Source organism: Synechococcus sp. N5 (assembly GCF_900473925.1).
Taxonomy (GTDB): Bacteria; Cyanobacteriota; Cyanobacteriia; order PCC-6307; family Cyanobiaceae; genus Parasynechococcus.
The window spans coordinates 63,386-84,329 of sequence record NZ_UCNI01000008.1 but is presented as its reverse complement, the minus strand read 5'-3'; the positions used below and the strand labels follow the sequence as shown (position 1 = coordinate 84,329).

At 61.0% G+C, this 20,944-nt stretch carries 24 protein-coding genes; 9 read left to right on the top strand and 15 right to left on the bottom strand.

All coding sequences use genetic code 11. From position 1 onward, the window contains the following. Positions 1 to 10 precede the first annotated feature (10 nt). Positions 11 to 1,654, top strand: a complete 1,644-nt coding sequence (locus tag DXY03_RS09615; RefSeq protein ID WP_115010210.1) for a GMC oxidoreductase — start codon at positions 11 to 13, stop codon at positions 1,652 to 1,654. Here DXY03_RS09615 and DXY03_RS09610 read toward each other — a convergent pair. The 3 genes from DXY03_RS09610 to DXY03_RS09605 all read right to left on the bottom strand — a co-directional run bounded on the left by DXY03_RS09610 (position 1,635) and on the right by DXY03_RS09605 (position 3,423). Continuing rightward, positions 1,635 to 1,901, bottom strand: a complete 267-nt coding sequence (locus tag DXY03_RS09610) for a DUF2811 domain-containing protein (RefSeq protein ID WP_115010247.1) — start codon at positions 1,899 to 1,901, stop codon at positions 1,635 to 1,637. The genes DXY03_RS09615 and DXY03_RS09610 overlap by 20 nt on opposite strands. Positions 1,902 to 2,110: 209 nt before the next feature. Further along, positions 2,111 to 2,266 carry a hypothetical protein gene (locus DXY03_RS12495; protein ID WP_206749731.1) on the bottom strand — a complete coding sequence of 52 codons (156 nt, stop codon included), beginning with the start codon at positions 2,264 to 2,266 and terminating at the stop codon, positions 2,111 to 2,113. Between the two features lie 41 nt (positions 2,267 to 2,307). After that, entirely contained in the window at positions 2,308 to 3,423 is a 1,116-nt protein-coding gene (locus DXY03_RS09605) for a sirohydrochlorin chelatase (RefSeq protein WP_115010246.1), read from the bottom strand. Here DXY03_RS09605 and DXY03_RS09600 point away from each other — a divergent pair. Together DXY03_RS09600 and DXY03_RS09595 are read left to right on the top strand one after the other, a co-directional pair. Then, complete coding sequence (locus DXY03_RS09600; RefSeq protein ID WP_244272403.1) at positions 3,364 to 4,677, top strand: FAD-binding oxidoreductase; 1,314 nt, start codon at positions 3,364 to 3,366, stop codon at positions 4,675 to 4,677. The genes DXY03_RS09605 and DXY03_RS09600 overlap by 60 nt on opposite strands. 30 nt (positions 4,678 to 4,707) lie before the next feature. Continuing rightward, positions 4,708 to 6,270: a SulP family inorganic anion transporter gene (locus DXY03_RS09595; protein WP_115010208.1), complete on the top strand. Its 1,563-nt coding sequence runs from the start codon at positions 4,708 to 4,710 to the stop codon at positions 6,268 to 6,270. Here DXY03_RS09595 and DXY03_RS09590 read toward each other — a convergent pair. After that, positions 6,249 to 6,593: a hypothetical protein gene (locus DXY03_RS09590; RefSeq protein WP_244272401.1), complete on the bottom strand. Its 345-nt coding sequence runs from the start codon at positions 6,591 to 6,593 to the stop codon at positions 6,249 to 6,251. The genes DXY03_RS09595 and DXY03_RS09590 overlap by 22 nt on opposite strands. Positions 6,594 to 6,662: 69 nt before the next feature. On the opposite strand from DXY03_RS09590, the gene DXY03_RS09585 reads away from it, so the two are divergent. From DXY03_RS09585 to DXY03_RS09570, 4 genes are read left to right on the top strand one after another with little or no spacing between them, the layout of a single operon-like run. Next, entirely contained in the window at positions 6,663 to 7,724 is a 1,062-nt protein-coding gene (locus DXY03_RS09585) for an amino acid ABC transporter substrate-binding protein (protein WP_115010244.1), read from the top strand. Beyond that, positions 7,724 to 8,614, top strand: a complete 891-nt coding sequence (locus DXY03_RS09580) for an ABC transporter permease subunit (protein WP_115010207.1) — start codon at positions 7,724 to 7,726, stop codon at positions 8,612 to 8,614. The genes DXY03_RS09585 and DXY03_RS09580 overlap by 1 nt, the downstream gene beginning before the upstream one ends. After that, complete coding sequence (locus tag DXY03_RS09575) at positions 8,614 to 9,588, top strand: amino acid ABC transporter permease (protein WP_115010206.1); 975 nt, start codon at positions 8,614 to 8,616, stop codon at positions 9,586 to 9,588. Before DXY03_RS09580 ends, DXY03_RS09575 begins: the two co-directional genes overlap by 1 nt. Further along, on the top strand, positions 9,585 to 10,328 hold the full coding sequence (locus DXY03_RS09570; protein ID WP_115010205.1) for an amino acid ABC transporter ATP-binding protein: 744 nt from the start codon (positions 9,585 to 9,587) through the stop codon (positions 10,326 to 10,328). Before DXY03_RS09575 ends, DXY03_RS09570 begins: the two co-directional genes overlap by 4 nt. Before the next feature lie 27 nt (positions 10,329 to 10,355). On the opposite strand, the gene DXY03_RS09565 is transcribed toward DXY03_RS09570, so the two are convergent. The 3 genes from DXY03_RS09565 to DXY03_RS09555 all read right to left on the bottom strand — a co-directional run bounded on the left by DXY03_RS09565 (position 10,356) and on the right by DXY03_RS09555 (position 11,564). Then, complete coding sequence (locus tag DXY03_RS09565; protein WP_115010204.1) at positions 10,356 to 10,802, bottom strand: hypothetical protein; 447 nt, start codon at positions 10,800 to 10,802, stop codon at positions 10,356 to 10,358. Continuing rightward, on the bottom strand, positions 10,792 to 11,181 hold the full coding sequence (locus tag DXY03_RS09560) for an AbrB family transcriptional regulator (protein ID WP_006849603.1): 390 nt from the start codon (positions 11,179 to 11,181) through the stop codon (positions 10,792 to 10,794). The genes DXY03_RS09565 and DXY03_RS09560 overlap by 11 nt, the downstream gene beginning before the upstream one ends. 191 nt (positions 11,182 to 11,372) lie before the next feature. Then, positions 11,373 to 11,564 (bottom strand): hypothetical protein, encoded by a 192-nt coding sequence (locus DXY03_RS09555; protein ID WP_115010243.1) that lies wholly within the window; start codon positions 11,562 to 11,564, stop codon positions 11,373 to 11,375. Positions 11,565 to 11,652: 88 nt separating this feature from the next. On the opposite strand from DXY03_RS09555, the gene DXY03_RS09550 reads away from it, so the two are divergent. After that, complete coding sequence (locus DXY03_RS09550; protein ID WP_115010203.1) at positions 11,653 to 12,567, top strand: AEC family transporter; 915 nt, start codon at positions 11,653 to 11,655, stop codon at positions 12,565 to 12,567. Here DXY03_RS09550 and DXY03_RS09545 read toward each other — a convergent pair. Further along, a complete protein-coding gene (locus tag DXY03_RS09545) occupies positions 12,558 to 13,142 on the bottom strand; it encodes an alpha-ketoglutarate-dependent dioxygenase AlkB (protein WP_115010202.1) in 585 nt (194 codons plus the stop codon). The two genes, DXY03_RS09550 and DXY03_RS09545, sit on opposite strands and share 10 nt — an antisense overlap. A 59-nt stretch (positions 13,143 to 13,201) precedes the next feature. Here DXY03_RS09545 and DXY03_RS09540 point away from each other — a divergent pair, with 59 nt between their 5' ends. Continuing rightward, positions 13,202 to 13,519: a hypothetical protein gene (locus DXY03_RS09540; RefSeq protein WP_115010201.1), complete on the top strand. Its 318-nt coding sequence runs from the start codon at positions 13,202 to 13,204 to the stop codon at positions 13,517 to 13,519. Positions 13,520 to 13,545: 26 nt separating this feature from the next. Here DXY03_RS09540 and DXY03_RS09535 read toward each other — a convergent pair whose 3' ends face one another. The 7 genes from DXY03_RS09535 to DXY03_RS09505 all read right to left on the bottom strand — a co-directional run bounded on the left by DXY03_RS09535 (position 13,546) and on the right by DXY03_RS09505 (position 20,877). Then, on the bottom strand, positions 13,546 to 14,439 hold the full coding sequence (locus DXY03_RS09535; protein ID WP_115010200.1) for a homoserine O-succinyltransferase: 894 nt from the start codon (positions 14,437 to 14,439) through the stop codon (positions 13,546 to 13,548). A 17-nt stretch (positions 14,440 to 14,456) separates the two neighbouring features. Next, a complete protein-coding gene (locus DXY03_RS09530) occupies positions 14,457 to 15,782 on the bottom strand; it encodes an O-acetylhomoserine aminocarboxypropyltransferase/cysteine synthase family protein (RefSeq protein WP_115010199.1) in 1,326 nt (441 codons plus the stop codon). A gap of 28 nt (positions 15,783 to 15,810) precedes the next feature. Continuing rightward, positions 15,811 to 16,482 (bottom strand): hypothetical protein, encoded by a 672-nt coding sequence (locus DXY03_RS09525; protein ID WP_115010198.1) that lies wholly within the window; start codon positions 16,480 to 16,482, stop codon positions 15,811 to 15,813. 43 nt (positions 16,483 to 16,525) lie between these two features. After that, the gene (locus tag DXY03_RS09520) at positions 16,526 to 17,545 is read right to left on the bottom strand and encodes a lytic transglycosylase domain-containing protein (protein WP_115010197.1); all 1,020 of its coding nucleotides are present in this window, start codon (positions 17,543 to 17,545) and stop codon (positions 16,526 to 16,528) included. 39 nt (positions 17,546 to 17,584) lie between these two features. Then, complete coding sequence (locus tag DXY03_RS09515; RefSeq protein WP_115010196.1) at positions 17,585 to 18,160, bottom strand: DOMON-like domain-containing protein; 576 nt, start codon at positions 18,158 to 18,160, stop codon at positions 17,585 to 17,587. Between the two features lies 1 nt (position 18,161). Further along, a complete protein-coding gene (locus DXY03_RS09510; RefSeq protein ID WP_170952035.1) occupies positions 18,162 to 19,292 on the bottom strand; it encodes a phosphotransferase enzyme family protein in 1,131 nt (376 codons plus the stop codon). 70 nt (positions 19,293 to 19,362) lie between these two features. Beyond that, a complete protein-coding gene (locus DXY03_RS09505) occupies positions 19,363 to 20,877 on the bottom strand; it encodes a hypothetical protein (protein ID WP_115010195.1) in 1,515 nt (504 codons plus the stop codon). Positions 20,878 to 20,944 lie beyond the last annotated feature (67 nt).

The window sequence follows — 20,944 nt, the reverse complement described above, 5'->3', positions numbered from 1 at the left end:
TCGTACCCCCATGAGCAGTCGCTCCATGAACTGCGATGGCCCCTGGGACGCCATTGTTGTTGGCTCGGGAGCGAGTGGCGGCGTGGCGGCCATGACCCTGGCTGAAGCAGGAGCTCGGGTGCTTGTGGTGGAGGCAGGACCTGACCTCAACAGCACGCAAGCCTTCGGGGCTGAACCGGGAAATCTGCTGCGTCGGATCGTGGGCCTGACCAGCGGCAGCCATCGCCAGCAGTCCCAGCATCCCGGCTACTGGAAAGCCAACCCTCGTCTGTATGCCGACGAGCGTCTGCATCCCTATGAGCACCCGGCGGATCAGCCGTTTCTGTGGACGCGAGGCCTGCAGGTTGGCGGCCGCAGCCTCACCTGGGGTGGCATCACCCTGCGTCTCTCGGATGAGGATCTGGCCGGTGTGGATGTGGATGGTGAACAGGTCTGTTGGCCGTTGCGCAGCGGTGAGCTGACACCGCACTACGCCGAACTGGAGCGCTGGCTGGGCGTTCGTGGTGGGCGTGATGGTTTGCAGCATCTGCCGGACGGTGAAACGCAACCGGCTCTGGCGGCGACGCCGGCGGAACAGCGTTTTGCTGATGCTGTGCGGCAACGGTTGGGCTATCCCGTGATCCCCTCGAGGGGGTTTGGTCCGGCGCCGCAGGGAGAAGATCCCGCCTGGCCCCGCTCCAGCAGTCGCGGCAGCAGCCTTCCTCGCGCCATGGCCACAGGACGCACCCAGCTGCTCTCTGCGCATCTGGTGGAGCATCTCTTGATGGATGCCGGTGGAGACAAAGCCATTGGTGTTGTTGCCGTTGACCAATCCAATGGCAACCGCAGGGAGTTGAAGGCGGATCTCGTGGTGTTGGCCGCTTCCACGATTCAGACCGTCTCCATTCTGCTGCGCTCCCGTCGTGGTGAACAGAGCAACGGTTTGGACGACCCTTCAGGACGACTGGGCACACGCTTGATGGACCATGTCTCCACATCGCAGTTTTTTGCCTTCCCCGAGCCTGTTCAGGGGGAACAGCCCATGCTCACGGGCGCTGGAAGTTTTTTCGTTCCGTTTGGCCGACACCTGCCATCGGCTGATTTTCAGGGCGGCTATGGCCTCTGGGGTGGCATTGGACGATTTGATCCGCCGCGATGGTTACGTCGTCGCCCTTCAAGCATCACCGGGTTTCTGATTGGTCATGGCGAAGTTCTTCCCAGGGCTGACAACAGGGTGACCCTGAGTGAGCGCACGGATCGCTGGGGTGTGCGTGTTCCCTCGATTGCCTGCCGTTGGAGCAGCAATGAACTGGCCATGGTGAGGCACATGCGCACCTCGATCCAGGCCTGCATCGCTGCCGCCGGAGGCGAAGCCAAATCGATCAAAGACCTGTTTCACCTCCCCTTGGTTGAACCTTTCCTGGAGGGTGCGGTTGCGCTGTCTGAAGGTGCAGCCCCCCCGGGGTACTACATCCATGAGGTGGGAGGGGCTGCGATGGGGAGAAGCGAGACCAGCAGCGTTGTTGATTCCTCCAACCGTCTTTGGCGTGCTCCCAACGTTCTTGTGGTGGATGGCGCCTGTTGGCCGACGTCGGCCTGGCAGAGCCCAACGCTGACGATGATGGCCTTGAGCCGTCGGGCCTGCCTGCTGGCCCTCAGTGGTCGGGGCGGATGAACAGATCGTCGAGATAGCGCTCGGTCACGGCGCGGTCGTCACAGCCGTTCTGAAACAGGAAGTGGGCAAGAGCAGAACTCATCACGCGGTATTGGTCCCAGTTGGGGTGCTCTCCGATGAAATCCTTCATGCCTCGATAGAGCACCTCGGGGATTTCCGTCTCAAGGCTCACGTAGCTGGCTTTTGAAGCAGTTCCGCGCTCCGTAATTCCCATTTCATGGCATCGCTCGAGGTGATTTCGATCCATTCCGTCCAGTTTGTCCATGTCCAACCCCCACCAAGAAAGCCACACAACCGGCGCTTGCGTCAAAGCCGTCGCCATTTGTTGAATTGCGGGTGAGACGAGATGAGACAGCAGTCTGTGACTGGGTTTGGGAGTACGGGAGGTGACGAGGCGCGGTTGCTCTAGGCCGAATAGACGGTCTGTCAACCCAGTGGTGCAATTCCCTCGGAAATTCACAGGTTGACCGTCACAGCCGGCGAGCCAACTTCAGCCTGTGGAAAACGACGTTTTTTTGTGTGGAAAAAGGGGGTGAACCCTGGTGAAGCAATTTCGATAAGAAAACCTGATCTTTGCTTCGTCGCTGCTGTCGCTTTCGAGAACCGTGTCATTGGCGACAAGTCATCAGCAGGTTCTCTTTGGATCCATGGAATCAATCTTTAGGCGCGCCGTTGTTGCGCTTCAACGTGGTAGGGCCCAGGGGATGGTCGGCGTGGGGATAAGGGGGGTGATGGTGGTCATGGCTGTGGTCCGAACCATGGCTGTGATCTGAACCATGGCTGTGGTCAAAAGGGTGGCTGTGGTCATGGCCAATCGGGATGCCGTCGGGTTGGCAGGCACCCGTGCACTCCAGTTCGCAAAGCGTGCAGCTTTCCGCAAGGCCTTCCACATGGTGGTGGTGGCTTTCCTGGGCGCGTCCCACGTCCTGTTCGAAGCCCAGCACCTGGGCGCGGTACTTGCAGAGCGAGCAGTTCATGGCGGTGTCCCCCCGCAACACCTCCTCGACCCGTTCCTTAAAGGTGTCCACCACCAGGGTGTGGTCGCCCAGATAGCCCGCAGAGAGAAACTCCACCTCGGCATGATCAGTAGCCACCAGCTCGGTGTGTTGGCGGATTCGGCTCACCAGAACCCCTGAAAAGAGGAAGTAGGGCACCACCACCACCCGGCGGAAGCCCAGCTTCACGGCGTGACGCAGCCCCGGTTCCACCAGGGGAAAGGTCACGCCGGAATACACCGTTTCTCCCCAGCCGAAACCAAATCCCTCCACCAGCAGCCGCGTCACCTTGGCCACGTTCGAGTTGGCGTCTGGATCCGAGGAGCCTCGACCCACCACCACCAAGAGAGTTTCGGCCAGGGGTACGTCATGCTCAGCTGCATCCAGGCACTCCTGAACGCGAGCCCCGGCGGCCGACACCATCAACCGGTCAACCCCCAGCTCCCGGCCGTAATCGATCGGTAAACCCGTTTCGGCCGTGTACGTGTTCAGAACGGAGGGGATGTCGTTCTTGGCATGCCCGGCTGCAAAAAGCATGGCGGGAATGGCCAGCACCTTGGTGACGCCTTTCTCGCGGAGTGCTTCAAGACCATCCCGAAGGATGGGGCGGGCAAATTCCAGGTAGCCGTGTTCCACCGGCATCGGGGCCAGCCGAGGCCTCAGGGCGTCCACCATCTGGGCGAACTCTTCAACGGCCAGTCGGTTGCGACTCCCGTGGCCGCAGATCAGAACGCCAAGACGCTCGTTGCCGGTTTCCGCGTGCTGTTCGGCCAAAAGGTCGCTCTGCTGTTCCAATGGTTTGACGATATCGGTCGCATCGCAATGGATTCAGACCGTCCCGTTTTCTTCAATGCGCAGGCGGCTGATGCGAGGCGATCCGGTCTGGTCTCCCCTCGACCAGCGGAGTTGGCGGCTTTGGTTCAGAACTGGTCCGGTCCCCGGCCGCTGCGTCTCTGTGGCGGGGGCACCACATCTCGGGCCGCCGTGGCCGACCACTGGACCCTGGATCTGCAAACCCATTTCCAACGTGTGGAGTGGCAACCCGCGGATCAGTCGGTCTGGATTGGCGCGGGCTGCCGCATGGGAGACGTGCTGGAGGCCTTGCTTCCCCATGGCCGAACCGTGGCAGCTGGTTTGTCGGGTCTGCCTGGGCTTGGCTATGTGCTCACGGGTGGCATTGGACCGCTGAGCCGGCAGGTGGGGCTTGCTGTGGATCAAGTGCTCGAGATCCATGGGGTCTGGGGTGATGGCAGCCCCTTTGCCCTGTCTCGGGCTGCCGATGCTGGTTCGCTGGAGTGGAGAGGCCTCTGCGGTGCAGCCCCGTTTCTGGGGGTGGTGAGCGCGCTGCGCATGGCCACCCAGCCGCTCTTGCCGCTGTGGCTGGAGCAATGCGTGGTGTCTCCGGATCAACTGCCAGAGCTCATGCTCAGGGCCGAAGCGTCAAACGCCAGCACCAGTCTGCAGTGGCATTGGGAGAGGGCTGACGCGGTGCAGTTGCTCCGGATTGCCGATGCCCCCTGGACCGGTGCGCAGAAGATCGAAGGGTTGCACCAGCTCCCACCTTTGCGGGGATCGGCTCCGATGCCTTCGCGATCTCACACGGAGGTGGTTGGCTTGCTGGGGCCGGCAGCTGCTGAGCTTTGGAGGGTCGTGATGCCGGATTTATGCCGTTTGCTGCAGCATCGTCCTCATCCCTTCTGCAGCCTGGCCTGTCAGCAGCTGGGGGCGGCAACGCAACAGGTTGCCGCGGAGGCCAGCTCGTTCGTGCATCGCACTGCCGAGTGGAAGCCCTGGATCACCGCCGCCTGGACTCCTGGAGATGCCCCGGGCCAGAGACGCAGTCTTGCTTGGTTGGAGGAGGTCTGGCAGGTCCTTCAGTCGGTCTGCCCTGGTGTGCATCTGGCGCAGTTTCATGACCATCTGCCCTTCCATCACAAGGAGTTGGAGGCGGCATTCGGCCCCTGGTTGCCCGAGTTGCGAAAGCTGAAACAGCGCTTGGATCCAGCAGGCACCCTGCCGACGCTCTGATTTACGGTCGCCCCTAATCGGCATCCTTTGATGGCCAAACGATCCAGCCCAACCCTGATGAATCAGTGGTTGGCCAACCCCAGCAAAGATCTGCTCTCGGGTCTGGTGGTGGCTTTCGCGATGATTCCCGAGGCCATTGCCTTCTCTGGGATCGCTGGGGTGGACCCCAAAGTGGGCCTGTTCGGAGCCTTCTGCCTGTCGCTGACCATCGCCGTCGTGGGTGGTCGCATGGCCATGATCACCTCAGCCACGGGCTCCACCGCCCTGTTGATGACAGGCCTTGTGGCCACCGGTGAAGCCCGGGGGCCAGGCCTGGGGGTCCAGTACCTGATGGTGGCGGGGCTGGTGACGGGTCTGCTGCAGATCCTCTGGGGGTATCTGCGTCTTGCCTATCAGATGCGCTTTGTTCCCCAAGGGGTGCTGAGCGGCTTCGTTAATGCGTTGGCTTTGCTGATTTTTCAGGCCCAGCTGCCCCAGCTCGGTCTCAACCTTCACGCTGGAGATGGTGACCATGGGGCCTCGTCGTTGCTCCCCCACGGCGGCCAGATCCCCGTTGTCTGGGGCTTGGTCCTGCTGGGCCTGGTGATCATCTATGGCCTTCCCCGGATCACCCGGGTGGTGCCTTCACAGCTGGTGGCCATCATCGTGTTGACCGCGATCAGCGTGGGATTCAGCTTCGACATCCCCACGGTCAGCAGCCTCGGCACCCTTCCTGCAGGTCTGCCCTCCTTCAGCCTTCCCTTTGGTGAAGGTGGTGTTCCCTTCAGTCTGGACACCCTTGGCTTGGTGCTTCCCACCGCCTTGGCCATCTCTTTGGTGGGTCTGATGGAAACCTTCCTGACCCAGGACATCCTCGACGACAAGACCGACACTACAACCAACAAAAATGTTGAGGCCCGGGGCCAGGGCATCGCCAACATCGTTTCCTCCCTGTTCGGTGGCATGGCCGGTTGTGCCCTGGTGGGTCAGTCCGTGATGAATGTGGACAACGGCGGCCGCACGCGACTTTCCACCCTGTTTTCGGGGGTGAGCCTGCTGGCGATGATCCTGCTGGCTGGGCCCTGGCTCAAGCAAATTCCGATGGCGGCTCTTGTGGCCGTGATGATCAGCATCGCTGTCAGCACTGCTGACATCAACGGTCTGCGCAACCTGCGTCGCATCCCCAAGAGCGACACCTCGGTGATGCTGATGACCTTTGCCGTCACCATGCTCACCACCCCGCACAACCTCGCCCTTGGCGTGTTGGCAGGCGTGGCGTTGGCAGGAATTCTGTTCAGCCGCAAGGTGGCCAAGGTGATTCAGGTGGAGGCCGTCGAGATCAGCGATCAGGAGCGGTTGTACCGGGTGCAGGGGCAGCTGTTTTTTGTGAGCAAGGTGTACTTCCTCCAGGGATTTGATCTTCACGACCATCCCGAGCGCATCACGGTTGACCTCTCCCAAGCCCACATCTGGGACCAGAGCGGCGTGGCTGCTCTGGATCAGGTCATCCGCAAATACCGCAGCGGTGGATCTGTTGTCAGCGTGATTGGCCTGAACGAGGAAAGCCTTGATCTGTTCGAGCGGATCGGTGGTCAGGAATCAGCCCATGCATGAGCATCGGCTTGGTTGGCAAGACATGCCCTGAGGTCTTGGTGCATCGCCATGAGCCGCTGCTTGATCTGCACGTCCTCAGGGTTGGTTTCCACGTACTGCTCGGTGACGTCGTTGCTGATGCTCATCAACAGGCAAAGGGTTTGAACATCACGTCCGGCCCGTTGCTGAGCACTCTCTAGAAGGAAGCCCAACAGCGCCATCTTGTTGTTGTAGGTCCCACGGTCGTGCTCGTCCCCCGCGACAGCACAGGGAGTCGTGCTTCCAGCGATCAGTCCGGCCACAAGGCAGGCCCAGACCTTTATTGCAGCCAGGCTGATTGCCATGAACGTAGGTCGGATGTGGGGGATGTGCTGGGGATCTGGGACAATCCCACCCGATCCGTACCAACGCTGATGTTCCGATCAAGTTCACGTGTTCTGATCGTTGCGTTGGCCGGGTTGTCCTCGTTCCTGGCGTCCTGCGCGTCACTGGATAGTGCAGCTGGCTCGCGTCTGGATCTGGTCAAAGCGCGTGGTGAGTTGCTTTGTGGGGTGAGCGGCAAGATTCCAGGCTTCAGTTTTCTCAGTCCTGATGGTCGTTACACCGGCCTGGATGTCGACATCTGCCGTGCCATGGCTGCCGCTTTCGTTCGTGATGCCGAGAAGGTTCAATACCGGCCTTTAACCGCGCCCGAGCGGTTCACGGCCTTGCGATCGGGCGAGATCGATCTGTTGTCTCGCAACACCACCCACACCCTCAGCCGCGATGCCGTGGGGGGCAATGGGCTGCGCTTTGGACCTGTGGTGTTCCATGACGGACAGGGCTTGATGGTGAATGCCGCCAGCGGAGTGCGTTCGCTGGCTGACTTGAGCGGCAAGTCCATTTGCGTGGGATCGGGCACCACAACCGAGCAAAACCTCAACGACGCCTTCGCCTCCGAGGGGCTTCCCTACACACCGATCAAATATCAAGATCTCAATCAAGTGGTGGGTGGCTACCTCCAGGGGCGCTGCGCAGCCATGACGTCTGATCGCTCGCAACTGGCGGCGGCACGCTCAGGGTTCAGTGATCCCCAGGCGCATCAGATCCTCGACGACCGGATCAGCAAGGAGCCTCTGGCTCCAGCTGTGGTGGGTGGGGATCAGCCCATGGGTGATGCCATGACCTGGGTGATCAACGCTCTGATCGAAGCCGAGGAACGGGGTATCAGCCAAGCCAATGTTGATGCGGTGGTGAAGCAAGCCGCAGCTGACCCCTCCCAGACCGCTCTGCGGCGTTTCCTGGGGGTGGACCCAGGTCTGGGTCGCAAACTCGGACTCGCCGATGACTTTGTCGTTCAGGTGATCCGTGCCACCGGCAATTACGGCGAGATCTACAACCGCCATCTCGGACCCGACAGTGCCGTGGCGATTCCCCGGGGGGCGAACCGGCTGTCCGGAGAAGGTGGTTTGATGATTTCCCCACCGTTCACCTGATGCGGCAGCGTCGTCTCCTGGTTCAGGTTGCTGTCGCCGCCGTACTGCTGGGCCTTGTTGCTCTGCTGGTCAACAATCTGGCGGTCAACCTGATTCGAACGGGCTTGGGACTGGGTTTTGGCTGGCTTGGCCGACCCGCTGGTTTTGCTCTGGCGGAAACAGCTCTCCCCTATGCCCCATCTGATAGCTACCTCTGGGCCCTGACCATTGGTTGGCTGAACAGCCTCAAGGTGATCGCGGCTGGCCTGGTCTTGGCCACCGGCCTGGGTGTGGCTGCCGGTGCAGCCCGCGGTAGCAACAACCGTCTGCTGCGCAGCCTGGCCGGAAGCTACGTGGCCTTGATTCGTCAGATTCCTCTGCTACTGCAGTTGCTGTTCTGGTATTTCGTTGCCTTCCTTGGCCTTCCCTCGGTGCCGATCGGTGGGTTGATCCGGCTTTCGAATCAGGGCATTCAGCTGTTGGGCCTGAACCTCAGCGTTGAATTTTGTGCGGTTCTTGTGGGGCTCACGGTGTTCACGGGTGCATCGATTGCCGAGATCGTGCGCGGTGGCATCAATGCGGTGCCGCGGGGCCAGTGGGAGGCCTTCCGCAGCCTTGGGCTTGGAGAAGGGCTTGGGCTGCGTCGGATTGTGTTGCCTCAGGCCCTTCCGGCGATTCTTCCTGCGCTCACGAGCCAGTACCTCAATCTCGCCAAGAACAGCACCCTGGCCATTGCCGTGGGCTACGCCGATCTTTACGCCGTCAGTGACACCACCATCACCCAAACCGGCCGCGCCATTGAGGGCTTCCTGCTGCTGTTGCTCAGCTTTCTGCTACTGAATCTGTTGATCAGCGGCGGCATGGCTGCCTTCAACCGTGCCGTGCTGGGTCGTCTGAACAGGAGCCGCTGATGAACCGTTGGTTGGATCGCGCGATCACCCTGCTGCTGCTGGCTCTGCTCGGATGGGCTGGCTGGTCCATGCTGTATTGGCTGCTGGTGGCAGCCGACTGGTCTGTGGTGACCACCAATCTCCCGCTGTATGCGGTGGGCAGTTTCCCTGCGGATCAACGCTGGCGTCCGTTGCTGTGGATGGCAGCACTGATCACGCTGACGCTGCTGACCCTCACTGGTCCGAGGCGTGGCTGGGTTCGCCGTTGGTTGCCGTTGGTTTGGATCGCGATGGCACCGCTGGGGCTCTGGCTGTTGGCCGGAGGTTTGGGTCTGCTGCCGGTGGGGACACGCAGTTGGGGTGGTCTGACGCTCACGCTGCTGCTCACGGGAGGCAGTGGTGCTTTGGCGCTTCCGTTGGGGATCCTCCTGGCCCTCGGCCGGCGCAGTGAGCTGCCGGTGTTGCGTTGGAGCAGCGCCGCCTACATCGAGTTAATGCGGGCTGTGCCCTTGATTGCGGTTCTGTTCTTTGGACAACTGCTGATCCCGTTGTTCCTGCCCCCAGGGTTTGAGATCAATCGGGTTCTGCGGGCGGTTGTGGCCTTCGCCTTGTTTGCAGCGGCCTACATCGCAGAGGATGTGCGTGGTGGTCTGCAGGCGATTCCGTCCACCCAGCGGGAAGCCGCAGCCGTGCTGGGGCTGTCGCCACGCCAAGTGCTGCAACTGGTGGTGCTGCCTCAGGCTCTGCGGGTTGCACTTCCATCGCTTACCAACCAGGCGGTGGGTCTGCTGCAAAACACAAGCCTGATGGCCATTCTCGGTTTGGTGGAATTGCTGGGCATCAGCCGCAGCCTGTTGGCGAATCCTGCTTTCATCGGCCGCTATTTGGAGGTCTACCTCTGGCTTGCTGCGGTTTACTGGCTGGCGTGTACCGCCATGGCGCTGCTGGCCCGCCACCTGGAAGTTCAGCTTGACCCTGCCCGCTCCGCTTCATGACTGTCGCCATTCGTGCCACTGATCTGGTCAAGAGCTATTCCCAAGGGGTTCGAGCTCTCGATGGCGTCACCCTTGAGGTGAACAGCGGCGAAGTGCTGGTGGTGATGGGGCCTTCCGGCTCCGGCAAGAGCACGCTGATCCGTACGTTCAATGCTCTGGAGTCGCTGGATGGCGGTGCCTTGGATGTGCTTGGGGTTCGCTTGGACGCCACCCATGCAGAACGTCAGGTGCGGGAGATCCGCAAGCGCGTGGGGATGGTGTTTCAGCAGTTCAACCTCTTCCCTCACCTTTCCATCCTCGACAACATCACCCTTGCCCCGATCAAGGTGCAACAGCGTGCCAAGGCGGCTGCCGAGCAGCGGGCAATGGATCTCCTTGACCAGATGGGCATTCGCGAGCAGGCCCACAAGTACCCGGCGCAGCTCAGCGGTGGTCAGCAGCAGCGGGTGGCGATCGCCCGGGCTCTGGCCCTGGATCCTGAGGTGATGCTGTTCGATGAGCCCACCAGTGCCTTGGATCCGGAGCGGGTGAAGGAGGTGTTGGATGCGATGCGCCAGCTGGCGAAAGGCGGCATGACAATGGTGGTGGTCACCCACGAACTGGGCTTTGCCCGTGAGGTGGCGGATCGGGTGATGTTCATGGATCGGGGCCAGGTGGTGGAGACCTCTGATCCAGAGACCTTTTTCAGCAATGCCAGGGAGGAACGCAGCCGCAGGTTTCTCAATCAGATGCAGCACTGAACGGTTTGCCCAACCGTGTGACGTGCTTCAGGCCGATTGTCGTTCTCTCCAAGCCTCAGTGGGCTTTCGGCTGTGCTTGTCCTGCGTTGAATTTTTGCTGACCGTCCGAAGCATCGACTGCTTGCCCTGCCAACGGAAGTAGGCCGTCACGCAGATAAGCCAAAACGCCACAAAAGCAAGGGTCAGCGCCAGTCCGTGCATCCGAAAGAAGGTCAGCACGACATGGATGGACAGGGCGACTGAGCCCCCCAACAGAAACGTATTGCTCAGGAACGAAGCGACGGTTGCCTTGAAGGATTTCAACTCTGTCGCGCCAATCCGGCTCACATTACCGAGCAACAATTGTGATGCCAGTCCCAGTGTGGTTGCCTCAGGGCCTCGGTTGCTTCGTTGCGCAAAAAAAAGCCCCTCCGGGTAGGGGAGGGGCTGTAAGGAATTCAGCTTGGGGTGATGGATCAGTTGATCACTCGTCAACCTGGTCGGCAGCTTCGCTGTGCTCCGCAGCTGCACCCGTAGGGATCAGACGAATGGCTTTCTTGCCGAGCTTGATTTCGAACTCGTCGCCGGGTTCGAGGTTCAACATGGCGGTGTAAGCCTTGCCGATCAGCAGATTGCCATTGCCCTGAACTTTGGCGATGTAGCTCAGTTTGCGACCACCTTTGCCAATCGCAGCACCACCGCTGCTCAGATTCACGCCCTTGGCCTCGAGCAGGGCCTCATAGAACGCTGTGAAATTCAGGCGATCGCCACCATCTTTCTTGTCAGAGACGTATCCGCAAGCTCTCACCAAATCGGATTTAGAAACATCTCCAAGTTCTTTGACCTTGGCAAGCAGCTCGGAACCGGTCAGCATTTTAAATGCGTCTCAATGGATACATAGTTCATAACTGGTTGGCTGGCTGGATGTCAATCAATCGAGCCGATATTGCCAAGGCTCAGTGCTTTGAAAGGTTGGTATCTAGGGATGCGTCTCTGTGGTCTGGCTTTTGAGACTGCTCTCCTGCGATGAAGCTTGCGGGCTGATGTTGAGGCGTCCTCAGTGGTTTAAACCTCAGTACTGTCTGAGGGTTCAGAAACGATCGTGTACTCGACACGATCATCATCAGAGCAGCAAAAATCCCCGTAGTAACGCTCGAGTTCATCGTAGGCAGCGTTGTAGCTGTCAAAGCGCAGCCTTGTCAGCTGATCCTCTGATTGATCACTGCGCACGATGCGATGGCGTGAAGCTGGTTGCATCAGCTGAATCCACGCGGCCATTCAAAAGTCAGATTAAGCCTGGGGCTGAGGCATCAGTCACCACCGCTTTCTAGGGTCGATTGATCTGATGGAGGTGTCCATTCTTCGGTTCTTGCTGGAGCTTGTGCCCTCCCTTGTGATTGGGTTCTGGGCTGGTCGTCGCCATGAAACCCTGTCCACTCGCTTGGCCGCACCGCTGGTGAGGTTCGGTGTGCCGATCAGTGTGATGGGCCTGCTGTTGAAGGGTGGCCTCAGCGGCGACATGTTGCAGGCCGCAGGCCTTGCGGTGTTTGCCATGGGTCTTGTTCTTGTGGGTGCCGCGCGTCTGCCGGGATTGGCTGAGCTGGCGTCTCCCACGCTGCGGCTTGGCAGCTGCACCGGAAACACGGCCTATTTCGGGGTTCCTCTCGCCCTGGCTTTCCTTCCCGATGAGGCTCTGCCCATCAGCATTGGCTACGACCTCGGGGCGACTCTGCTGGTCTGGAGCCTGGGACCGCTGCTGATTGGGGGGCAGGTCGATGGATCTCAGCGGTTGCGAGGGTTGCTGAGCAGCGTTGCTGGGAGTCCGGCAACCCGCGGGCTCATCGGCGCTTTGCTGGTTCAGGTGACCCCATGGTCTGCATCGGTGTCCGATGCGCTGTGGTGGCCTTCACGCTGCGTGATTGTGCTGGCTCTGATGGTGGTGGGCATGCGCCTGGGCAGCATTCATCGCCAGGGCATTGCGCCGGAGGCACGTCCTCTGCAGCTGCTGAAGCCACTGGTGGCCAAGCTGCTGCTCTACCCGTTGCTGCTTTGGCTTCTGGCGTCTCTGCTGCAGTTCAAGTCTTTGATGGTTCAGGCGGTTGCTCTCCAAGGAGCCGCGCCGACGGCAATCTCTCTTTTGCTCATCGCAGAATCAGTGGGTACTGATCAGGAGCGGGCCGCAGGGCTGGTGTTTTGGAGCACCTTGCTGGCCTTAATCACAGCGCCTGCATGGGGTGTGCTGTTGCGATCTCAGTTCTGAAAACGGCGAAAGGTGAGGTTGATCCGGGCGCTCTGCACTTTGCGCCGCTGAGGAACACTGTGCATCCATCGGCTCTGACAGCCCGGGTGCATCACCAGAAGGTCACCATCGGCCAACGGCAGAGACATTTTCAGGTGAGCAGTTGTGCGGTGGCGGAGCTGAAAATCCCGCGTTGCCCCGAGTGAAAGGGAGGCAATCGGAGCCCGCTGATCAATTTCCGGTTCGTCATCGGCGTGCCAACCCATGCGGTCATCGCCATGGCGATACCAATTGAGCAGGCATCCGTTGAAGTTGGTCTCACAGGCTTCATTCACCTGGTGCAGCAATGGCTTGAACCATGCAGGCCAGCCATCACCGGTGTGAATGGCACCGCTGTAGCGGTAGTGAATTCCTTCATTGGCAAGAAACACCGTTAGTCGGGGCACCGGGTGGCGCTTCCCATAGACCTGAACCACGGGCTGCTCCCACTGGAGCTGGTGTTCAAGCTGTGCTTGCCAGTGCCTGGCAAGCTCTGGCTTCAGCCAACCCTCATGCAGGGACCAGTCCGTTTCAGCTGCAGCTGGATGGATGGTCATTCGTGACGTCGGATGACGAGGTCGGTTCGATCCCGAGACTGTCCCATACATTCGGTGGCATGGGAGCCCGAATCACCCAAGACGAATTTCTCAAGCGCGCCGTGCAGCGCTTCGGTGATCAATTCGATTACAGCTTGATCCGTTGGCGCAGTTACAAGAGTCCTGTTCAAATCCGTTGCAACGCACATCCGGTTCAGCCGATCACGATCACACCGGAAAAGCATCTGCAAACCCTGGGTGGATGCCGTCATTGCCTTCGCGAGAGACGCATCGCCTCGCTGGAGCGGGAACTCAATCGCAAATCCGCTGAGCGTCCAGAGGCCGTCGCTCAGGAGCTTTCGGCCAATCTGGAACCCACTCCGAAACGACACAGCTAAGGGGGTGTTGCTGGAACCAAGCCTGATCAGGCTTTGAGGCTGACCCGCTGATAGCAGAACCAGAGCCACTGCTGGAACAGAAGGTTCCGGTGGGAGCGCCAGAGGGTCTGGGGTTGGGCCGCATCGAAATTTTCGGGCGGCGGAACATCTCCGCGGGCTCGGTCGCGTTCCATTTCTCCGAGGATCCGCCCCACGTTGTACTCGGGGTGGCCGAGGTGCATCAGCTGCCGCTGATCCGGTGTCTCGAAAATGGTGTAGCCCACCTGTTCGCCATGGGCGAGCAAGCGAAGACGTCCGTCCCGTTCGGCGGCTTCCATCGCGGCATCCGGCAGCCCGGCATGTCGGCTTTGGGGGCAGACGAAATGGTCGTCCTGGGTTCCCATCAATGGATGCCCCGGGACAAGGCTGCGCATCGGGTAGATCCCGAAAAGCTTCTGCTGGAAGGCCACCTTGTCGACGCCCGCAAGGTAGGCGAGGGCGAAACCGGCCCAGCACAGTCCGAGGGTGCTGGCACAGGTGCTGCGCGCTTCCTCAATCAACTGGACCAGTTCGTTCCAGTAACTGACCTGTTCAAAGGGCAGGTGTTCCACGGGGGCACCGGTGATTATCAAGCCATCCAGAGGACCCTGGGACAAGGCTTCATCCCAGCTCACATAGAGGTGGTCGAGATGGTTCTGATCCCAGCTCTTGTAGGCGTGGGAGTTGAGGCGAATCCATATCGGTTCGATCTGCAGAACCGATAGGCCCAGCGGATGCAGCAGGTTGAACTCGTACTGCTTGCCCAGCGGCATGATGTTCAAGATGCCGATCCGCAGGGGCCGGATGTCCTGGCGTTCAGCCTGTTCGGGCTCAATCCAGGAAATCCGGTTGCGTTCAACCTCCGCGATTTTGTGGTAACTGCCAGGAAGGATCAGCGCCATGGAAGCTGGGACGTCATTCAGCTGAGAACGGCGAGGGCCTGTTCGAAGTCGGCCTTGATGTCGTCGATGTGCTCGAGTCCCACGGAGACCCGCACCATCGTGGGGGTCACGCCAGCCGAAGCTTGTTCCGCCTCACTGAGTTGTTGGTGTGTCGTGGACGCGGGGTGAATCACCAGCGTTTTGGCATCGCCCACGTTGGCGAGGTGGCTGGCCAGCTTGAGGCTGTCGATGAAGCGAACCGCATCGTCGTAGCCACCTTTGAGGGAGAACATCAGCATGCATCCCATGCCACGGCCTGTCAGGTATTTCTGCGCGGCAGCGTTGTAAGGATCACTGGCTAGACCGGGATAGCTCACATGGGCGATGGCGGGATGGTCCCGCAGCCAGGTGGCCAGCGCCATGGCGTTTTCGGTGTGGCGCTCAACGCGCAGGCTCAGGGTTTCTAGGCCCTGCAGCAGCAGGAAGCTGTTGAACGGACTGACGGCCGGCCCCCAATCCCGCAGGCCCTCCACCCGGGCCCGCAGGGCGAAGGCGATGTTGCGGTCATCGGGCAAGCCCAGCATTTTGCAGACGTCACTGCCGAAGCCAAAGGCATCCCAGTGCACCAAGCCGTGATAAGCCGCGCTGGGCTGGCTCATCAACGGGAACTTGCCGTTGCCCCAGTTGAAGGTGCCGGCGTCCACGATCACGCCCCCCAGGCTGGTGCCGTGGCCCCCGATCCACTTGGTCGCACTTTCAACAACCACATCAGCGCCGTGGTCAATTGGTCGCAGCAGAGCTCCACAGGCTCCCAGGGTGTTGTCGACGATTAAGGGGATGCCTTTCTCTTTGGCAAGCGCTGAAAGACCCTCAAAGTCGGGGATGTTGAAGCGGGGATTTCCCATCGCTTCCACGTAGAGCGCCTTGGTGTTGTCGTCGATTTGCGCTGCAAAGCTCGCGACGTCGTCGCCTTCGGCAAAGCGCACGTCGATTCCCAAGCGAGGGAACTGCACCTTGAACTGGTTGTAGGTGCCGCCGTACAGATAAGACGTTGAAACAAAGTTGTCTCCCGCCTGCATGCAATTGGTGATCGCCAGGAACTGAGCCGACTGGCCTGAGGCTGTCGCCAGTGCGGCCACCCCGCCTTCAAGGGCGGCGACGCGTTTTTCAAACACGTCGGTGGTGGGATTCATCAGGCGGGTGTAGATGTTCCCGAACTCCTTCAGACCGAAGAGGTTGGCTCCGTGTTCGGCGTCATTGAATACGTAGGAGCTGGTCTGATAGATGGGAACTGCCCGCGCGTTGGTTGCACTATCCGGGGACTGTCCGGCGTGCAGCTGCAGGGTCTCGAAGCGGTGAGACATGGTCTTCGGCGGGGCCACTGCACCAGTTCTAGTCGTCAGAGAGCTCGGGTTTGTCGGTTTCCGCCAAAGAAGGGAATGTGTTGCGGATTACCTCTTGAATGTCGCGGTGCGCTTCGCTGCGGAATCCAGCCACGCCATCGGCGCTGAGCAGGGGATAGGTGCGATCACTCGCATCCACCTCGCGCAGATGCTTCCAGCGGTTGCTGCTGTCTTCTGCTTTCAGCGCAATCAGGGGCGCCTGGAAGTCGTAGGCCTTGGTGTTGCCGAGAGCAGCCACTTGGGCCGTGAGCTTTTCACGCACAGGGCTGAGGGCTTTGGCCTTCAACGTGTCGGGCAAGCCGAGCACGGGCTCGTAATGGTCGAGCAAACGGAGTTCAGCCTCCAGCAGCACCGGCCATGCTCCGCGTTCACCGTCGCCAAGGCCCATCCCCGCCTCGGCTTCGGTCATCGCATCGAGATGGAAGCGCAGCCAGCGGTAGTAGGTCTTGTCTTTGATTGATTTCTTGGCGGCGGCCCGTCCGGTCACAATCGCCGGCAGAGCTTTTTCGGCTTTGCGCAGGAACAGGCGATCCTCCCGCTCCAAATTCATCGCCCCCCAGCGCTGCCGGTATTCCCACAGCTCGACGTAGCGAGCCACATCTGCCTCGGCCCAGCCGAGACCCTTCAGTTCATCACCGCGATGGGAGGTTTCCTTGGACACCCGCTTCCTGGATCACGCCAGGTCTCAGCGTAGGTGTCGATGCTCACCCGTTTGGTGATCTGCTGGCGGGGTTGGCCTGCAGATGCTGCTCAACCGTGATGCGCTGCGGTTGGTTGTAACCCACCGGCAGCCAGAGATCACCGGCCGCTGCATTGAAGTGGATCTCCCAGTGATACAGGCCGGTGTAGGCCGCGGGGTCCTCCTTCATCAGTGAGGCGTAGAGCAGCACGGCGCGGCCGTAGTAATCGCTGTTGTTGTAGCCCCAGAGGCCGCGGCGAATGTCCTGCAGTCCGCCGCGCCTCACCAGGTAACGCGCTGCTGCCTGGATGGCGTCGTGGGGGTCGCGGATGTTCCCGGCGCCAATGCCGGGCTCGGCCCAGGTGGTGGGCAGGAACTGCATCGGGCCCTGGGCATTGGCCACGGAGATGCCATCGATGCGTCCCATGCCGGTTTCCACGAGGTTCACGGCCGCCAGAACCTCCCATTCGATCCCTGTCGCTGCCTCGGCCTTGCGGTAGTAGCTGAGCAGATTTGCCGCTGGTTCGGGCTGGATGATCCGCCAGGCGGGGAGCATCGTCGGTACACGGCCGCGGCTCATGCGAACGAATTCACGCCGTGCTGCCAGGTGGCGTTCGGCCACGCTGCGCCAGCGCGGGGGTAACGCGTCAACGACCTGCTGAGATCTCGGTTGGTCCGTCGACAAGACCCGGTAGATCACCTGTTGTTGGTGGCCGAGATTGGGCAGGGCCTCGGCCGCTGTGGCGGGATCCCTCAGCGCCTGTTCAACGGCCGCCAGCAGTGTTGCCAGCTCGGCTGGCTCAGCTGGCACGAGGGGGTACTGCCGGCCATCCTTAGTTTTCGGTTGGCTGGCCTGGGCAGGAAGCAGCACAGGTGATTTCACCCCTGGCTCAGTCACCCCTGGCTTGCTGACAGCCTGCTTGGAAGCAGCTTGCTTGGAAACAATGGCTTCGGCTGCGGCCTGCGGCTGTTTTGGTCTCAGCCAGAGCCCTGTCAGCAGGCTTGCCGTGATGGCCGAGACAACAAGCACATTGCGGCTGCGCATGGTGGGGCAGGGGCGCTTTGTCGACCCTACCGGTGCGGTTCAGGCGGCAAGAAAGGTGCTGCGGTCGTGAAAGTCGGCCTTGGAGCCGTGGCGGAGGGCCCAATGGCTCAGCCCCTCCTGTCCACGGTCGATCACGGCCGTCAATGCCAGGTCTGGGCAGACGTCTGGTCTCCACCAGGGCTCCAATGCAATACGGGCATCGAGCCGCAGTTGGTGCAACCCGCGTTGCAGCCGCACCGTTGGGGGTGTGCTCAGCTCCTGTTGCGTTTGTCCACTGCGGTAGCCATCGAAGCGATAGAGCGCCCAATCGCCATTGGTAGCCAGATTCACTTCCCAATAACGCTGCTCTCCGGGGGCAGCGATGAATGCTTCGAAGCAGGTGGTGGTCCAGAGCTCATCTTTCCGCTGCCCCTGTTGGGGCCCGTCGTTTAGTTCCTCCGGCAGCTTCAGGACGCCAATGCCCTTGGCCGCGCGGGCCAGAACCCCGTAGCTGAGTTCCACCCAACCCTCGCGCCTCCACACCAGTTCCGCGCTGATCTGGACCCCCGCTGGAATGGACCGTTCAAAGGGAATCAGGCGGCAGGCCTGACGCAGCATCACGGCAGAACGCGCCATCTCAGAGGCTTGGGCTTGGCTGCTGTTTCAGCCGCACAACCAGTTGCTCCAGGGCGTTGAACTGTTGCTCCACCGCTTCGGTGAGTTGGAACTGCACCAGGGCCCGTTGCAGGTTGTGCCCAGGTCGATCGCAGCGGAAATACACATCGCCCTCCAAGTGATCCGTGAGAAAGCGCAGGCCAAGCTCCAGGGGGATCAGGCGGATGCAGTGGGGCAGATAGTGCAGGTCCCAGTCACTCAGGAACCCACCAGCAACGGAGAGATAGCCCGTGAGGATCGCCTCACAGAGCTCCATGTCGAAGTTCACATCGTCGAGGCAGAGGGTTTCCTCTCCGGCTGGATTGCAGCAGGAGCGCACACAGTCGCCGATGTCGTAGTGAACAAGCCCCGGTTTGACGGTGTCCAGATCGATCAGACCGATCGCCTGGCCGCTGGCCTCATCGATCATCACGTTGTTGATCTTGGGGTCCCCATGGATGGGGCGGTGATGGAGTTCACCGCGGCTGAGCGCTGCTTCCAGCACATCGACGCCCTGACGACGTGCCTCGATGAATGCGCAGGCGTCACGTTCGGCAGGCCCAAGGCGGTCTGTGGCTTTGGCGACCGCATCGAAGTGTTGGAGGTAGGCCGGCGTGACGTGAAAATTTTCGAGGGTGTCCGCCAGTTGATTGATGGGCAAATCGCTAATCAGGTGGTGGAACATTCCCAGCCCGTAGCCCACTTCCTGGGCATGGGCACTGTCCCGGATGACATCGCTGGTGTTTGCTGCGCCGATGTATGTGATCGAGCGCCAGAACTCTCCGTTCTGTTCGATCCAGGGGGAGGCCTCTCGCCGACAGGGAACCACCCTGGGCACTTCCCAGCGCCGCCCCTTCAATTGTGGGGGTGGAGAGGCGAGACGACGTTCCATGTGGTCGCCCAGGGTCTGCAGGTTCTGCATCACCAGGTCAGGCCGATCGAACACGTTTGTGTTCAGGCGTTGCATGACGAAGGCGCCGTCCTGTCCCTCGTGGGTCACAAGGAACGTTTCGTTGACGTTGCCCGAACCAAGGGAACGGATGGCTTTGATCCCCTCGCGAGGATGGAAGCGATCGGCGATGGCTTCCAGGGCCTCGGTCATGAACGGTCGCATGGGTCTCACATAGCACCTTGCCGTTCTTCCGGTGCCTTGCCGCGTTCAGGTGTGCAGAACCACAGCCGACTCAGGCATCGAGCTGGCTTTCGATCACATCCATGAGCTCCAGGTAGGCCGGTGCCCCGGTCTCACCGTTCTCGTCCAGAGCCATTTTGCTGCCCATTGCCTGATTGGCGTTGTCGGCAATCACGGCATTCACCACCAGCTCGAGGGCTTTGGGAACATCGAGGTTCTGAAGTGCCTCGGCGTAGCGACGGCTGTGGCTGGGCCGCACGGATTCCTGGCAGTAACTCGAGAGTTCACGGCTTTCCGTCATCACCCGGTAGGCGGTCTCCTTCACGCCTGCCCGCCCGTAAATCGCCATGTACAGCAGATTCACCATCGAGGCGTCGTTGGCTGGGATGGCGTACTTGCGGGCGATCTGAGGCCAGTACCGCAGGGATTTGAGCCCCTCAAGCCCACCTTTGCGCAGGCCTGCGGCTTCACACCACTGCTCCAATTCCTCCATGGAATGGGGGCAGCGGCCTTGATCGCGCATCGCCTCGGCCATCACTTGCCCGGCCTGGAAGTTGCGGGTGGGGCTACCGGAGACCGGCAGCATCATGCTGCCGCGCACATCGGCCACCATTGCCGTGAGTTGGCTGAAGGTGTGGTCCCGCACCCGCTCAAAGTCGCCATCGCGCACCAGAGTGGATTCGATCCTGGGGACGGCGTAGCCCAGTTCCGTGAGCGGAAAGGGCTGCCGGTGGTACAGCCGTTGACGGTCGGGGCGTGCCATCGACACGGTGGCCGCCTGGTCCAGGCACTGGTTCAGCAGCAGGGTCAGCAGCGTTGGCAACACCCCGGGGTTGTCTTGATGGAAGCTGTAGCCGAAGCCGGCGAACACCGAGGCCATGTTTTTGGCGGCCTTGATGAACTGCCCCTCCACGTTGTGAACACCGGCGGAGACCTGGATGTTTGGGGACAGTTGATCCATCAGTTGGGCCCCCAACATGGCCGTCAGGGCATTGGGATGGCAGAAGTTGGCGGTGAAGCTGTCGAAGGGGTTGCGCAGAGCCCCATGGCGGTGGAAGCCGGAGAAGAAGGCGAGCTCGGGTTGTTGTTCGCACAGCACATAGGCGCTGTTGCTGATCGGGTCATGGCTGAAGGATCCCGCCAGGCAGGCCAGCACCACCTGCTCCCGATGGAGCTCCTTGCGCAGGCGGCAGGCTTCCTGGAGGTCTTCTTCGATGTGATTGCTGTTGGCGCTGAGCACCACAAGCTCGCAGCGCTGGATCAGATCGCTCAAGGTGTTGGCGACCAGTTCACCTCCGATGCGGTGGCCGCCCATGTTGAGCACGGTCTCCACGTGCTCATCGTCCATCGATGCAATTGTCTCCTGGGGGAAGGCTCCCAGGAGGTCCCGGCCGGGCCGAGGGGCCAGCAGCAGACGCCCTTTGGCGTTCTGCATGGCGCAGTTGTAGGCCAGCGAGGCTGGATAAAGCCCGACGCTGTAGAACCCCACCTTGCCGGTCGAGAGCTCCTGCACGCGCCGACGGATTGCGCCGGCGTCGAGGCTCTGATCGAAGAAGGAATTGCGCATGCAGGCAAGACTAAGCAGCGTTCCCGATGGGACTGCTCACAGCAGACAGACGCCAATCCTTTGGGTG

Bases quoted from the DNA above. Each gene is read 5' to 3' on its own strand.
- DXY03_RS09545 (WP_115010202.1), bottom strand. From the start codon at position 13,142: ATGACCATCCATCCAGCTGCAGCTGAAACGGACTGGTCCCTGCATGAG.
- DXY03_RS09590 (WP_244272401.1), bottom strand. From the start codon at position 6,593: ATGGCAATCAGCCTGGCTGCAATAAAGGTCTGGGCCTGCCTTGTGGCC.
- DXY03_RS09535 (WP_115010200.1), bottom strand. From the start codon at position 14,439: ATGGCGCTGATCCTTCCTGGCAGTTACCACAAAATCGCGGAGGTTGAA.
- DXY03_RS09610 (WP_115010247.1), bottom strand. From the start codon at position 1,901: ATGGATCGAAATCACCTCGAGCGATGCCATGAAATGGGAATTACGGAG.
- DXY03_RS09510 (WP_170952035.1), bottom strand. From the start codon at position 19,292: ATGCGACCGTTCATGACCGAGGCCCTGGAAGCCATCGCCGATCGCTTC.
- DXY03_RS09595 (WP_115010208.1), top strand. From the start codon at position 4,708: ATGGCCAAACGATCCAGCCCAACCCTGATGAATCAGTGGTTGGCCAAC.
- DXY03_RS09575 (WP_115010206.1), top strand. From the start codon at position 8,614: ATGAACCGTTGGTTGGATCGCGCGATCACCCTGCTGCTGCTGGCTCTG.
- DXY03_RS09520 (WP_115010197.1), bottom strand. From the start codon at position 17,545: ATGCGCAGCCGCAATGTGCTTGTTGTCTCGGCCATCACGGCAAGCCTG.
- DXY03_RS09580 (WP_115010207.1), top strand. From the start codon at position 7,724: ATGCGGCAGCGTCGTCTCCTGGTTCAGGTTGCTGTCGCCGCCGTACTG.
- DXY03_RS09515 (WP_115010196.1), bottom strand. From the start codon at position 18,160: ATGGCGCGTTCTGCCGTGATGCTGCGTCAGGCCTGCCGCCTGATTCCC.
- DXY03_RS09540 (WP_115010201.1), top strand. From the start codon at position 13,202: ATGGGAGCCCGAATCACCCAAGACGAATTTCTCAAGCGCGCCGTGCAG.
- DXY03_RS12495 (WP_206749731.1), bottom strand. From the start codon at position 2,266: ATGACACGGTTCTCGAAAGCGACAGCAGCGACGAAGCAAAGATCAGGT.
- DXY03_RS09530 (WP_115010199.1), bottom strand. From the start codon at position 15,782: ATGTCTCACCGCTTCGAGACCCTGCAGCTGCACGCCGGACAGTCCCCG.
- DXY03_RS09585 (WP_115010244.1), top strand. From the start codon at position 6,663: ATGTTCCGATCAAGTTCACGTGTTCTGATCGTTGCGTTGGCCGGGTTG.
- DXY03_RS09570 (WP_115010205.1), top strand. From the start codon at position 9,585: ATGACTGTCGCCATTCGTGCCACTGATCTGGTCAAGAGCTATTCCCAA.
- DXY03_RS09505 (WP_115010195.1), bottom strand. From the start codon at position 20,877: ATGCGCAATTCCTTCTTCGATCAGAGCCTCGACGCCGGCGCAATCCGT.
- DXY03_RS09560 (WP_006849603.1), bottom strand. From the start codon at position 11,181: ATGCTGACCGGTTCCGAGCTGCTTGCCAAGGTCAAAGAACTTGGAGAT.
- DXY03_RS09555 (WP_115010243.1), bottom strand. From the start codon at position 11,564: ATGCAACCAGCTTCACGCCATCGCATCGTGCGCAGTGATCAATCAGAG.
- DXY03_RS09615 (WP_115010210.1), top strand. From the start codon at position 11: ATGAGCAGTCGCTCCATGAACTGCGATGGCCCCTGGGACGCCATTGTT.
- DXY03_RS09550 (WP_115010203.1), top strand. From the start codon at position 11,653: ATGGAGGTGTCCATTCTTCGGTTCTTGCTGGAGCTTGTGCCCTCCCTT.